Here is a 14,363-nt window from a genome sequence, read left to right as displayed (position 1 = left end):
TCTAACGAACAAGAACAAAAAGTTTCGACTAAACATTTGATTTCCAGTCGGAGCTTTTTGTTTTATCGACTCGGATATTCACTTCGTTTCCTAAAAAATTCCATCGAACCAAAAATAGTTTTTTTAGAATGTGAATCCCTCTTCCGCCTGTCACAAGTTTACGATCTAATTCAATTGGGCTTGGAATTAATCTTGGGTTAAATCCTTTTCCGCTATCTATTACAAAAACATCTATGTATTTTGGAGATTCAAATACATGAACTGTGATGATGTCCTCTTCCCTTTTCCCACCATGTTCCAAAGCGTTGTCTAAGGTTTCATCAACTAAGATTTGAAACCAAAAACTATCCATTGTTTTTTTCCAATTATGTTTTTCATATAAGTTCCAAAGTTTTTCTTTGATAATTCTTGAATTGGAATGATTGGCAGGAATTTTTTCTTCAAAAATTTGTTTGGATCTTTCAAATAAAAAAGAAAATGGATGTGTGAGATAATCTTTTGTAAAAGAATAATGAAATAAAAAAACGATAAAACAAGTTAAGAATAATAAATCTAAAAACAGAAAAAAATGCAAAAAATATAAAGTACTGATTGGAATGATCGAAGAATAATTACAGATAATCAAAAAAGAAAAACATGAAAAAAATGCCGCATAATAAATATATTCCATAAACGTTTGGATTGCTGGAAAATTAAAACGAAGTTTGGCGATGATCAAATAGGAAAAAATCAAAAATGTTAAAATATAATAGCTATTATAATAATATTTCAATAGGATCAAGCTGGCTTCAGGATAAATATCGTTGAGTAAACCCAAATCAACAACAAGCAACATAGTCCCCATACCAAATACAAATGAACTGATGATCAAAAGTTTTGGGAAATTGCGAAAAAAGGTTGGGAAGTGTAAGCCAAATAAAATGAGTACAAAGGACAGAAATACAAGGAATGTGGAAATGAAATGTGGGTGATTTAGGATTTGGTTTTTTAAAATCAAAGTATCGAGTAAGATTGTCAAATTACCAATACAGAAAAAACCAGCAAGGATTGAAAAACTTGTTTTCATTCCGGTGCGAGGATTCTTCCTAAAGGAAACGATGCCCGTAATCAAAGAAAAAAAGGCTACCGATCCGAATAAAATGGATTCAAATAAACTCATGCAGAAACAGAAAAAAATGTTAACCTACCCACTTGCCTTTGCGAGTACTATTTTATTTTTTCTTTCTTTATTCTCCGACTCATTGTATGCAGATGCAAACAGTCAATCTGTTGACGAAATTAAGAAATCTGTAGTCCAAATCCGTGTATTTTCACAAGCAAAAGATCCCTTTTCCCCTTGGATGTCTTCTGGAATCTCTGCATCCACTGGCTCAGGATTTATCATTACCAAAAACCGTATTTTGACAAATGCCCATGTTGTTTCCAATGCCAAATTTATTGAAGCGCAAAGGAATAACCAAACGGAATGGTTTGAATTGAAATTATTATACATTGCACACGATTGTGACTTGGCTATTTTAGAAGTCCCGGATCAATCATTTTATACCGATAGTGTAGAATTAAAGTTAGGTGGATTACCAGAACTTGCAAGTCCAGTTGATATCATTGGTTATCCAATTGGAGGCAGTAAAATATCGGTCAGTCGTGGAATTGTCTCGAGGATTGAACAATCTAATTATGCACATTCACAAATCGATAGCCATTTGGTTGTTCAAGTGGATGCAGCAATTAACCCAGGAAATTCTGGCGGTCCAGCATTACAGAATGGAAAAGTTGTTGGTGTTGCCTTCCAAGCATCGACAAAAGGAGAAAATATTGGATATATCATACCAACAAATGTAATCGAACATTTTTTAAAAGATATCGAAGATGGAAATTACAATGGCTATGTAGAACTTGGTATCCAAACACAAAACTCTTTTTCTGAATCCCATAGAAAATATTATGAAATTCCAAATGGCGAAGAAGGAGTTTTTATTACAAGAGTTTTCAGAAATGGATCGGCAGATGGATACCTATTTCCAGGTGATTATCTGACAGCGATTGACGGTCGTAAAATTGGTCGTAACGGTAACTTATTGGAAACAAACTCCATTGATTTTTTGGAAGTAATTGATAATAAATTTGCTGGAGAAGAAATCAAATTCGAATTAATTCGAAAAAAGAAAAAAATACAAGTGAGTTTTCCTGCCAAAAAAATGCCACAAATGGAAAACCAAAGATCTAGTTATGGCAAAGAATATGATTATCTAATTTTTGGTGGCCTTGTCTTCCAAACAGTAAATAGAGATCTTTTAGAAACTTGGAGTAAAATTGGCCAAACTCAAGGTGGAAGTTTATTGGTTTATAGGTTTTACGAAGGATCACAGTTGTTAGATGGCGAAACAGAAGACGTTGTTTTATATAGGAAATTACCTCACCCAACGAATTCACATTCCGATTTTTATTTGAACATGGTTGTCGAGTCATTTAATGGAATAAAGGTGAAAAACCTAAACCACTTCAAAAATTTAATACAAAACTCAAAAGAGAAAACTTTTAAAATCCACTTTTATGGAATCCAAGTACCAATGATTTTAGACAAAGAGGAATCCGAAAAAGCTGACGAACAAATCAAAAGAACCTATCATATTACAGGTAAATAAATAGATGAAAAACCTCTCTCAAATATTTTATAGTTTTATCACGTTATTATTCATAGTAAATCAATTGGAAAGTAAACCTGTACCTGTTGCCAATCATGACGCATCAATTCTACAAATTAAAGTTACAGTTGTATACCCAAACTACATCCAACCTTGGAGATTTAAAAATCCAGAAATTCGCCAATCAACCGGGATTTATATTGGTGACAATCGAATCTTAGTTCCTGCCCAAGCGATTTATTTTTATACAAACATTGAAGTTAAAAAACCTGATGCACTCAAAGTTTATACAGCTGAACTAGATCGTTTGGATGCTGATTTGGGTCTCGCCATTTTGAAGTTAAATGATCCTTCCTTTCAGAAAGATTTAAAAGAAGTCCAATTCCCGAATGAAATATTTTTACCTGGTTTGGGATTGGTTATGGAAGGTAAGGACCAAAGAAATATTGAAGAAAAAAAAGTTCGAATGGTTCGAATGGATATAGAATCTTATGCAAGCGGTTATGTGGAACTACCATACATTGAAATCCAATCAGAAGAAAAGTTGGATGGTGTAGGTGAACTCATCGTTGATTCATCGTCCAGAATTCCACAAGGGATTTTATACCAATTTAAGGAAAATGGTATGGGGAAAATGATTCCCTCTTTTGCCATAAAACATTTCTTAAATGGGAAAACCTTTCCGTTCAAGGGGTTCCGATTCAAACCTTTAGTGGATAGTGCTTCTCGTAATGTTTTAGGACTCCGAAAAGATGATTTGGGAGTACTTGTGGCAGAAATTTATCCCAGTTCTTCTGCTGATGGCCTGCTACAAATAGAAGATGTTATTTTAGAAGTATCAAACTTCAAAATTGATCCGAAAGGATATTTTGACCATCCAAAATTTGGAAAATTAAACATGTCATATCTATTTCACAATACTTATGAATCAGAATCTGCTTTTGATAAAAAAATTAAAATAAAAATACTCAGAAATAAAAAACCAATTTCTTTGGAAATGGATTTAAAACCATTAAATGAATTCTCAATTCGAATTCCACATGGGAATACAAGATTCCAAATGCCTAAGTATTTGATGTTAGCTGGAATTATTTTTCAAGAACTTTCCGAACATTATTTAACCGACCACGGCAACCAGTGGCGTAATCGTGTGAGTAAAGAACTTTTGTATCTAAACGATTTTTATCGAATCAAAAGAAATTCAAAAGAAGGTAAAATAATATTTTTATCTCAAGTAGTTCCCCTCGTGGGCAACAAAGCATACCACAATACCCACCAATTAATACTTAAATCTGTCAATGGGCATGAAATCAGTTCATTGGAGGAATTACGTACGGTAGTGAACCAAAATGAGTCACCATTTATCAAATTTATTATGAACGATGGATATGAACTGATTTTCAAAAAAGAAGAAATCAGTTCACTTAACGAAGAAGCTAAAAAGAGTTTCCAAATCGGATCTGATTCTAACTTTTAAAAACCTACTTGGAAATTCATTTGTTTTGAAATAAACAAAACTTTTATAACAAACAAAAATAAAATAAGAAGCGTTACCAATATATATTCTTGTTTTCGAAGTTGTTTATCGGAATTCATTAGTAATAACAAAACAGGAATTGATAAAGTAAACATTCTCGAAACGTTTTCATACACTGACCAAAAGTGGTAGTAACCAGCTGTCGCCACCATAAACATAATCAAAAGGAATGAAATTCTAAACTCCCATCCTTTATTGAGTTTGCCGGTGAAAGGCAAAAATGCTCCGAGAAAAAAGAGAACCACTAATGGGAATCTAGAAAACAAACGAGCGAGTTCTTTTAAATTTGAATCCGCTGCTATTTGTCTCCAAATTGATTCCATATACGAAATTAATCCTTCAAATGGAAGGATAAAGTCTGTCAGTCTGCCAGGTCTCCAATTTGGGAAACGGTATGATAAATAAAGATGCCAACAAACTGGAATCACTAGAACGGAACCAACTATGATCATCTTTTTCCAATCTTTATGAATCAAAGCATACAATCCGATTGGAAATAATAAAAACAAAGCAGGTTCTTTTGTAAGGATAGCCAAACTAGATAACAGTATAAATTGAATCCATTTTTCCTTCACAAAAAAGTAATAGCCGATGATAAGTAATGATACCATTATAGAATCACTAACAAGTACATAATAACTACCAAGAGCAAATGGACTTAATAAGTAAAGAATGGTATATGGTTTTGTTTCATCATCCAAAAGTTTTCGAAGGTAAAAATAAGAAACTAAGATAAGGAAAATGTTCCAAAAATACATCCCAAAAATCGCAAAACCTTTTCCAAATACTCCAAACATTGCAATTAACAATGGATATCCGATTCTGGGAGCCCGATACGATTCATCAAATCCTTTCGGCCAGTTTAAATTAAAATTTGCGAGTGGTCTTGAAAAATAATAAAAAATTTGTCCATCGTAACCTGCTCCTAAATCTCCCGTTTCACCTTTAAATAATATGGAATTGGAAGGAGTTTCTTTTTGGTTTTGTAATGCAAATTCATAACCAAAGTTGACCATAGAGCTAGGATTCCATTCATATTTTTTCCAATAAGAAATTGTAGAAATTCCCCAAAGGATAAAAAACAAAGTTATAGATAAGAATTGTTTCTTGTTTAGAAAATGAAAAATAGGATTCAATTTTTTTAAAATCATTTAGTTTCTCCCATTACAATCATTGTTTTTGACTCAAAGAGTATGACTCAATCGACTTTTCAAAAATTGGATTATAATACTTTGCACCTTCGAATGTTAAGTGGTGAGGATCAAAAAAATACCTCACATCAGTTATAACTTCCGTATGATCAATCAAGGATTGACCTCGTTTCTCTAATTGATTTTTCAAGTGAGAAATCCAATCTTTTCTCCATTGAGAATTTTTATAAAAAGAATACTCGATTGGATTTTCAGGACTAAGCACGATAACGAATGGAATTTGATTTTGATAAAAGAATTCAGATATTTGTAAGATTCGATTGTATTCTAACCAAGGTTCAAATTTGACAGTGTTCACATTTTTTTTAGCTTCCCGTACAACATGTAATCGCCACAATTCTTTACGATTTCCTGCATCCCGTATCATTCGCTCAAAATATTCATCTTTGAATTCATCTAATGGCATTTGGACAAAACGTGTATCGTCCCAATAACTTGATCGTGAGTAAGAGCGATTTTCAACTTGGTTCGATTTGCAAAAAAAATGCGATAAACGAATGCCTACTTTTTCATCTTTTCCATAGCGAATCAAATTCACTTCTTTTGCGGTTGGTTGTTGCGATCGTATTTCGATTTGTACAATCTTCCAAGGTTTATTATTTTCGTTCATTTTGTTCCACTGAATTTCAACCCAACCTGATTTTTGAAATTGAATGGATTGAATATGAGAAGGAGAATTAGATTTTAATGAATTTTGATTTTCATAAAAACGAAACATTACAGTTGTATCTTTTTTTTGAATGAATATTGACTCAGTTTCTTTTTGCTCCGTGCATTCAATCGTTGCAATATTTTTAGTCCAACCTTTGGACCATATACCTTCAGTTGGAATCATCCCTTGATAAAGATGGTATTTTCTCCCACTTCGGAAATGATTATCTATAAAAACGATTATTGGATCCCAAAAGAATATTCGAAATCTACTTACATAAAATAATGATTTCGTGACTAATTTTGATAATGATTTTCTATCGATTTGATTCCAGTAATCTTTCAAATAAGAAATTGGATAGATTGTTTTGGTTGGATAACGACCTGCCAATTGATGTAACCAAATGTCATACTGGAATTTAAATAAGTCACCATCCTTCTCCATATATTCCCATTGTAAGTCGGCAAAATTATGAAGGTAAACCACCAAATTCGGATTCGATTTATGTAAGTTTTCTTTATAATAAAATAAGTCCGTTGGCGTCATTGCCACATGGGAAAAAAAAGTGTAAGTGGTTTGAGGACTTATTTTTCGATTCAATTCATCAGGTAACACAGAATATAGTGCTACAGAACTACCTGTAATAATTGTTCTATGTTTGTCTTTTGTAGCCTGTAACTCTTTTGTTTTATATATAAAATTGTACCAAGGAGAAGAATCCCACTCGGTTTCATTGGGAAATAAAAAATAAAGTTCAAAAAAAACGATTCTATCTAATAAAAATGTGCCACATAACAATCCAATAGTGACAAGAAATACCTTCCATCTGATACTTAGAAGGTTTGATTTTATGGGTAAGCTGGAATTAGTTTCCATTTTCTTAATAAAAGTTTTTTTGCAAACTGAATTGCAAGTTTTAAAACCTTACGGTTAAAACTACTGTTGGAAAAAACATACTTAATTGGCAGTTCTTTGATTGTACCTTTGTTTTTAGAGACAATCGAAAGTGCCTCCATATGGAAATCAAAAGCAACTGATTCCAACGGGTACGAAGCAATAGTCTCAAACATAGGTTTAGAATACCTTCGATATCCACTTGTGCAATCTCGCAAATTATTTCCGAACAGATCAAATATTCCGTTTGATAAACAATAATTCATCACTTTCGCTGCTAACCAAGATATAAACTTTCTATACAAGGGAACATTTACTGTGGAGGTTCTTGAACCGATGACCAAGTCACAATTTGGGTATTGTATAAATTCTTTTAAATACGCAGCATCATGTGACAAACCAGCATCCATTGTGATGACCCAATCATATTTTTTTTCAACTGCATACAACATTCCATCTTGGATACCTTTAGGAATATGTGTATTTTTTTCATGTCGGATCACATGAAGTCGGGAACCAAATTCCTTTTTGAGTTTATTTAATATAATTGGTGTCTCATCTTTACTAGAGTCATCTGTGACTGAAACATCTGCATATACAATGGCACCGCGTACAACCTCTTCGATTGTAGCGGCTTCATTATAGGCAGGGATGACAACTAAAGTTTTATTTGCCAATTTACTTTCCTGAAATATTAAATACGTCTTTGTTAGCTTCTATCCATTTCAATAGTCGAGTGACCCCTTCTTTTGGAAGGATCTTTGGATTAAATCCAAATTTTTTGGCTTCTGATATATCGCAAATGAAATAACGCATATCACCAGGTCGTTCCACTTCAAATAGGATTTCTTGTTTTTTACCTAGGATTTCGCCAATCAGAGTGATACATTCCAATAATGAAATTTTGTGAGGACTCGCTCCCCCAATATTGTAAACACCAGGAATTGGATTCTTAAAAAATTCTAAATATGATTTTGCTCCATCTTCTGCATGGAGAATATCGCGGGTTTGTTTACCGGTCCCAAATATGCGTAGTGGCAAACCAAATACAGAACGAATTGCAAAATTTGCAACCCATCCATGATCTTCACCACCAAACTGACGTTCACCGTAAATTCCTGTAAAACGAAAACTTGCAGCTTTTACTCCATACATATCAGTGTAAGAGCGAACATAATGTTCTGCACTCATCTTGGATGCATGTAGTGGAGAAATTTGTCCAACCATTGTTGGATGAGTAACTGGGATCTCTACTGGTTCACGTACATAAGATGTTTTATCTTCTTTTAAACTATCGTTAATGGAATTTCCATAAACATGGATAGAAGAAGTATTCACAACAGGTATTTTGTGTTTCCTTGCTGCTTCCATTACGTTAAAAGTACCAATCACGTTAGTTGAAAAATCTAGTTCTGGATCTTCCCACGAAATGGTCATGGCAGGTTGCGCAGCAGTGTGAATGATATAATCGCAATCAACACTTCGGTCCATTAAGTGTTCTAAATTTCTGATGTCTCCCTTAACCATAGTGACACCAATTGACTTTAAATAATTCCAGTTATAATCTCGTGTTGCGTCTGTTCCGTATCCAGTTCGTTTTAATTCATATTTTGTCATGTTGTCAAAACTAACAACATCCCAACCTTCCTTACGAAACAATTCACAAACATGTGATCCTAAAAACCCACACCCACCTGTAACCAATACTTTATTCGCCATCGCGACTTTCTCCTAGGAAAAACTTTTTTGATAATATCAATTTAAATATTTGAAATGAATCTGAAATCATATCACGAAGGCGGTATTCCACCTGCCCTACTGGTTTAAAATAAGAAACTGGAATCTCAATGCATCTCATATGAGATCTAACGATATCAATCATTAACTCGACGATAAACTTACGATCTTCAACGACTAATTGTGATCTTACTCTATCATATGACTCTCGCCAAACAGAGAAAAATTGACAGTCCACATCAGTGAATCTAGGTTCTTGTCCCCACCAAAACACTTCGACCAGTTTACCCATAAGTAAATTTACTAAACGATATAATGGTTTAAGATTTGAACCTTGTTCGATCATCTGTCTTGTGGTTCTTGTGCCAATCACCATGTCCGAATCCTTCATATATTCTAGAAGTTTCGGAAAATCTTTGGAACGAAAAGATCCGTCGGGGGATACAACAACGATTATATCACCCGTTGCATAATCAATCCCACGTCTCACTTGTTCCCCAAGTCTTGAAGGATCAGAATCTCCAGGAAAAGTATATGTTTTCACTTTTTCCTTTTTAGCAAGTGTAACCGTTTCATCTGTTGATTCATTATCAATAACGATGATCTCATTAAATTTGTCTTTGAAATCTACAATGACATCCGTGATCGATCTTTCATTATTATTAGTGGGAATGATTAAACTTGTTTTAAACTTTGAAAATAAATCGTTTCGCACTTCATAAACTGCATGATAATAATCTTGCATCGAGTTTATGTTAAAGTATTCACAATTTAACATTGTTGCATAAACACCACCGTTCGACTCTTTTGCCATTTTATCAATGACGTCAGTGATTTCGATCACACCAGATTTAGGTGAAGCAGGTGTTTTTTTGAAAAATTCAAAATATTCAGGAGTAAAAAAATAACTTCCTAATCCCAGAAGTTGGTTTGGTGGGTTCTCAGGTTTTTCAACGAGATTTAGAATTTTATCATTTTCTAATACGACTGAATAGTTTTTCCGGATTCTGGACAATAATGAAGTTTTAACAATACCAATGGATGCTGCCATTTTGGGATGTTTTTTTAATACTTTGAGAAAGGATTCATGATCCGTGTGATAATAAAACTCATCACCTAAAATCGTTAAAAATGGTTCACGAATTGTTTTCTCAAGACTTGCAACATCGGATGCCAGCCCACGTTCGGTCCAATCAACTGGCTCAATGACAACTTTCGGAAGAGCCAATCGAATTTGTTCCAGCTCTTGAATGATTTGTTCCTTAAGATGGCCTACAAGGACATAGACTTTTTCAATCCCGAAGGTTTTTACCATTAACTCAACATTACGATGTAGGATGGTTTTGCCTTCGATGACAAACAGTGGTTTTGGAATGAAACTAGTGCGGGGGTAGGCCCTTGTGCCTTTTCCAGCAGCGGCAATCACCCCAATTCTGATCTTTTTCAATGTATAAGGAAAGTCTCTGGAAGGAAGGATAGGGTCAATTAGAAAAGGATCGTTTCCATCGGTAGAATTGGAGTTCCTCGCTCGTTTTGTAGCCGGAAAAAGGCTCCCAAATGCGTTTAGAGGCATTCCAGGTTTTTTCAGGCCCTTTGCCCCCCAGACCATTCAAATGGAAGCCCCAAATCCCCCTTTCGTTCCCAGGAATTCCAGAGATTTGGACAGCGACTGGACTGCCAGCACTGTGATCGATTTCGTAAAGGAATATCAGATTTTTCCTTGTCCCAAGCAAGGATTCAGAAATCACCCATTGTTGATTCTCGTTTTTTGACAAACGAAAGATTAAATGGTCACAATCAAACCGGCGTAATAAGGCAAATTTTGTATCCCATACTTCTTTGGCGCGGATTTGGCAGGCTTCTGGGGTGAGGAGAAGGTCTGCACCATCATGCGTTACTTTCCCTACAAAAAGGATTTCTTCCCATCCAAACGTTTTTTTGTAACGGAGTTCTTGGGCGTTATAAAAAGACTTTCCCTTTTCGGAAAAAATCTCTATCCCTAATATTAAGTATCCATTTTCAGTTGTTTGACGGTCAGAAAAATACAAACCTTCGATTGACTTTCCATAAAAAGGATTCGTCCAAATGAATGAGAGAGAAAATAGGAACAAGACCGCTAGTTTATGATGCATTTCAGAATAAAATTCCTTCTCCCCTTTCTCTTATTAACAACAACGCTTTCGCAATGCAATCAGCTTAATTCTCAAAATGGAAAAAATGACGACCTACTTTTGTTGTTGGGTGTGTATTCTATTTTTGGTGCCAACTGTGTCACCGGACCAGATTTATGGGCACGAGATTTACGAACACAAAGCAGTGTCTGCGTTCCAGTCGAACTTGTTAGCTCTGGAAACTTTATCGAAGTTTATAAAGAAAAATCTTTGTCAACCAACTTCAATTTAATTCAATTCGCAAAAGATTTTGATACAATCACATACCCAAGGCTTGTTGAAACCTTTGGGATACCAAGTGATGTCGACGGTGACGGGAAAGTGAAAATTTTAGTAATGGATATCAAAGACGGTGCAACGTCAAACAGTGCTTATGTGGCTGGATACTTTGATCCCATCAACTATTTTCCTGATAATTTCCTTCAACGTGTGCGATCCAATTTTGCAGAGGTTTTATATTTAGACGGAAGAGAACTCATTGCTGCAAATAGTAAAGACCCAAATGCATTTGCTTCAACAGCCGCTCACGAGTTCCAACATCTACTCCGATTTCCAAAAATGTACGATTCAAACCATTCAGACGAATTATGGATCAATGAAGGAACAAGCGAAGTGGCAAGTGATATTGCTGGATTCGGACCCCAAACAAGTCGATTGGATTGTTATTCAGGAGTTAATGATTCGCGATGTAATGATGGTATCAATGGTGTATCATTGTTGGATTGGAATAATAATGCGGAAGTTCTCAAACAATATTCTTTTGCATACGTATTTATGAGATACCTTTATGATATTTCTGGAACCACAGACTCAGAGAGACAACAATTTTTCCGAAATACGGTTGTTGGGACAGGTGGGACAAGGGCCAATTCCACAGGTAATCTCATTTCAATTTTTAAATCAAGTCCCAATTTTGATTCCACTCGACTCACAAGTAACAACTCAGATATATTCTTTCGTTTGTTCACACTTCTAACAGCACAGAGTTTTAATATCAATAATGTATCATCGGTGCAACAAGTTACTGCCGATGGACAAGCACCTAACACCATAGATTTGACGGCTGCACTTGCCAAATACCCACTGCCAACAAGTTTGAATCGGCTCATCATATACCCAGTTTCGCCGACAACAGCAAAGTCATCGATCAAACAAGGAGCCGCAAATTTTTATACAACGAATACACCGGCAATTTCTGCATCAAGTTCGCGAAAAAACCAAGGTCGTATTACTGGAGTAACGCAAGGGATAGTGTTATGGGCGGATTCCCCTCAAGGTTTAAATGCCAACCTCAAATTTACTCCAGGTAAGGATGATGTACCAATCCAAAATCCAAGTAAACCTAGATCACTTAAATCTGTGATCCAAGAATCATCCCCTTATGGAGCTATCCCCATATGTGGGATTGAATTTACAAATGATTTGGCTCATACTTACGAAAGTATTCCAATAGAATAGAACGCATGAGGCCCCTGTAACAATCTTTTGCTACGTGCCCTCCATCAGCAAAAGCATTACATGTGTAAGACGGGTCATTTTTCAATTTCAAAATTGAAAAGTTATGTCTTTTTGTTATCGTATCAATTTCTGTTTCCCAAGTTTTTACAAGAGACTCTTTTTCTAACAAAGTTTCAAAATCAGGAGAAGATAGAGGCCACAGAATAACTGTTTTGATTTTCTCTGTTTGGAGACGATCCAATATTTTTTCATAAAATCCAAACTGCATGCTACTCCTTTGGTAAGAAGCAAACAACCAATCAAGAGTTCTATGACTTGTGAGAAGTAATGCGTTAGAATCTTTCTCCATATAATTTTCAATTGGAGATAAACCATTCCCATTATGTGTAAGTATGTAATCATAAGTTGATTTGTGCATACCAAGAACATTATCTAAATATGGATTTTTATAATTTTTCCACATTTGATCTAAGTATGGTTTATATGTTCCAACAGCAAAAAGTTTGCGACCAAGATAGAACGAAACATGGTCTTTCCCAAATAACGATAAATTAGACAATACATATCCCAAATCAAAACTATATGTTAGATTTGAACTTTTAAATACAGAGTTTTGATTGAATTGATTGGGATCTGTTTCCATGATCACAAGATCAGGTTTGATCCCTGCATCTAAGATTTTAGTGAGCTGAAAATCATAATAAGCGGGAGTTGTTACAGCCGATGATAAATTATAAATCTCCCAGTCAGGGTAAAAAGATACAAGTTCGTCATGATCAAAATAAAGAAGGCGGGAGGAACCAAGTACCAACATTATTTTTTTTGTTTTAGGTGTTTTGACTCCAGGTTTTTCTTCGATCAATTTTTGTAAAAAATCCGATTTTGCCTTATAATTAACGGCTGTTAAATCAATTTTGGCAAGTGTTTGGATGTAAGGAATTCTAAAAATAGAATCCACAAGAAACATAAAAATCAAAAGAAAAACTGGGTAAAAAAGGAACCGCGCCTTGAGCATATCTGAAAGGAGAAAGGAAACGGATTAAAATGTAAAGCGAATTGAGATACCACCCTCAGACTTTCGAATGAGGGGGATTGCGATTATGCTACTTGTGTACGAGCAAGCTTGCGTTTCTTTTTGAGACTTAAAAACCAATCGTCTGCCTTTCGGACATGGCTAACTAATTTCTTCACGTGTTCTCTATTTTCTGGATTCAAGATTTCACGTGCTTCTTGGATGGTTTCTTCTACAGTTTTCACATGGAAAGTGAAATAACTGGTAAAGAGTTCGTAATACTCTCTATCTGTATTTTCCCAATCCTTCGATTGAATGTCTTCAAAAAAATCAGCTAACTGTGGTATGTCGATCTCAGGTGTCGCATCAAAATGATTGTTCATCATTGCGATACGGTCTGTTATATCAGTTAATTTCTGGAAATAAGATTCCAATTCAGGATATTCCATCTTCCAACCCTCCTTAACAACCCTTACTTTTACCAGGATTTTAGAAAGGGTCGAGAGATCAAGTTTTTTTCATAAATTTGCTGATGTCTTTGTTTTGTTTTAAAAAGTCTTTTAAGAGTACAGCTTGTCCATCCCACGCTTCTTTGGCACCGTCTAGCCATACTTGTGAAGAATCATTGTCAGGAAATCCTCCATTAACGACCGTTAATTTGGAAGAATTAGGTCCTGTTGATTCAAACAATAATTGTAAAAATATATCACCTGCAGGATGGTCTTTCCATTCCATAACAAGTTCTTTTAATGGTTCAATTTTTTTATAAATACCGTGAGAGGTAAAATTCCCTTCAAGTCCTAGTTTCCAAGTCCAAGAAAAATCCCCACCTACTTTTGGCCTTCCACGTACCTCATCTGCTAACCAATGCACTAACACTTCATAAACGGTGACCGCTGACCACAATCGTTCAATAGGTTCATCAAATGTAAAAACAGATCTGGTTTCTCTCATACTCAGAGGGATACGGTTTTCCCTTGGATTGGCAAGATGTTTTTTTAGGGAAATGGCTACCAATGGATCGAAATTCATCCATCCATTGGTAG

General features: G+C 35.0%; 13 protein-coding genes. 3 read left to right on the top strand and 10 right to left on the bottom strand.

Annotated elements, in window-relative coordinates:
• Window positions 1–28: 28 nt before the first annotated feature.
• Entirely contained in the window at window positions 29–1,066 is a 1,038-nt protein-coding gene (locus tag EHQ43_RS00685) for an ATP-binding protein (RefSeq protein ID WP_135742693.1), read from the bottom strand.
• Between the two features lie 31 nt (window positions 1,067–1,097).
• Between EHQ43_RS00685 and EHQ43_RS00680 the strand changes: the two genes are divergently transcribed.
• Both EHQ43_RS00680 and EHQ43_RS00675 read left to right on the top strand, forming a co-directional pair.
• The gene (locus EHQ43_RS00680) at window positions 1,098–2,645 is read left to right on the top strand and encodes a S1C family serine protease (RefSeq protein ID WP_135742694.1); all 1,548 of its coding nucleotides are present in this window, start codon (window positions 1,098–1,100) and stop codon (window positions 2,643–2,645) included.
• Between the two features lie 4 nt (window positions 2,646–2,649).
• Window positions 2,650–4,122 (top strand): PDZ domain-containing protein, encoded by a 1,473-nt coding sequence (locus EHQ43_RS00675; RefSeq protein ID WP_135769881.1) that lies wholly within the window; start codon window positions 2,650–2,652, stop codon window positions 4,120–4,122.
• Here EHQ43_RS00675 and EHQ43_RS00670 read toward each other — a convergent pair.
• From EHQ43_RS00670 to EHQ43_RS00645, 6 genes are read right to left on the bottom strand one after another with little or no spacing between them, the layout of a single operon-like run.
• On the bottom strand, window positions 4,119–5,333 hold the full coding sequence (locus EHQ43_RS00670) for an AZOBR_p60025 family cell surface glycopolymer formation protein (RefSeq protein ID WP_135769880.1): 1,215 nt from the start codon (window positions 5,331–5,333) through the stop codon (window positions 4,119–4,121). The two genes, EHQ43_RS00675 and EHQ43_RS00670, sit on opposite strands and share 4 nt — an antisense overlap.
• 19 nt (window positions 5,334–5,352) lie before the next feature.
• Window positions 5,353–6,921: a hypothetical protein gene (locus EHQ43_RS00665; protein WP_208730823.1), complete on the bottom strand. Its 1,569-nt coding sequence runs from the start codon at window positions 6,919–6,921 to the stop codon at window positions 5,353–5,355.
• Entirely contained in the window at window positions 6,894–7,616 is a 723-nt protein-coding gene (locus EHQ43_RS00660; RefSeq protein WP_135742697.1) for a glycosyltransferase family 2 protein, read from the bottom strand. The genes EHQ43_RS00665 and EHQ43_RS00660 overlap by 28 nt, the downstream gene beginning before the upstream one ends.
• A gap of 1 nt (window position 7,617) precedes the next feature.
• Window positions 7,618–8,658 (bottom strand): NAD-dependent epimerase/dehydratase family protein, encoded by a 1,041-nt coding sequence (locus EHQ43_RS00655; RefSeq protein ID WP_135753811.1) that lies wholly within the window; start codon window positions 8,656–8,658, stop codon window positions 7,618–7,620.
• Window positions 8,648–10,123, bottom strand: a complete 1,476-nt coding sequence (locus EHQ43_RS00650) for a sugar phosphate nucleotidyltransferase (protein WP_135753812.1) — start codon at window positions 10,121–10,123, stop codon at window positions 8,648–8,650. The genes EHQ43_RS00655 and EHQ43_RS00650 overlap by 11 nt, the downstream gene beginning before the upstream one ends.
• A 34-nt stretch (window positions 10,124–10,157) precedes the next feature.
• Window positions 10,158–10,808, bottom strand: coding sequence for a hypothetical protein (locus tag EHQ43_RS00645; protein WP_135753813.1), 651 nt, complete (start codon window positions 10,806–10,808; stop codon window positions 10,158–10,160).
• Here EHQ43_RS00645 and EHQ43_RS00640 point away from each other — a divergent pair.
• Window positions 10,800–12,305 carry a peptidase MA family protein gene (locus tag EHQ43_RS00640; RefSeq protein ID WP_208730821.1) on the top strand — a complete coding sequence of 502 codons (1,506 nt, stop codon included), beginning with the start codon at window positions 10,800–10,802 and terminating at the stop codon, window positions 12,303–12,305. The two genes, EHQ43_RS00645 and EHQ43_RS00640, sit on opposite strands and share 9 nt — an antisense overlap.
• On the opposite strand, the gene EHQ43_RS00635 is transcribed toward EHQ43_RS00640, so the two are convergent.
• The 3 genes from EHQ43_RS00635 to EHQ43_RS00625 all read right to left on the bottom strand — a co-directional run bounded on the left by EHQ43_RS00635 (window position 12,259) and on the right by EHQ43_RS00625 (window position 14,271).
• Window positions 12,259–13,272: a DUF1574 domain-containing protein gene (locus EHQ43_RS00635; protein ID WP_244242570.1), complete on the bottom strand. Its 1,014-nt coding sequence runs from the start codon at window positions 13,270–13,272 to the stop codon at window positions 12,259–12,261. The genes EHQ43_RS00640 and EHQ43_RS00635 overlap by 47 nt on opposite strands.
• A 131-nt stretch (window positions 13,273–13,403) precedes the next feature.
• A complete protein-coding gene (locus tag EHQ43_RS00630) occupies window positions 13,404–13,766 on the bottom strand; it encodes a PLU-1-like domain protein (protein WP_135742702.1) in 363 nt (120 codons plus the stop codon).
• A 58-nt stretch (window positions 13,767–13,824) separates the two neighbouring features.
• Entirely contained in the window at window positions 13,825–14,271 is a 447-nt protein-coding gene (locus EHQ43_RS00625) for an SRPBCC family protein (RefSeq protein ID WP_135769929.1), read from the bottom strand.
• Window positions 14,272–14,363: the final 92 nt, after the last annotated feature.

It is taken from the genome of Leptospira bouyouniensis, assembly GCF_004769525.1.
Classification (GTDB): Bacteria; Spirochaetota; Leptospiria; order Leptospirales; family Leptospiraceae; genus Leptospira_A; species Leptospira_A bouyouniensis.
The sequence above is the reverse complement of the archived record's forward strand: the minus strand, read 5'-3'. Positions and strand labels throughout refer to the sequence as shown.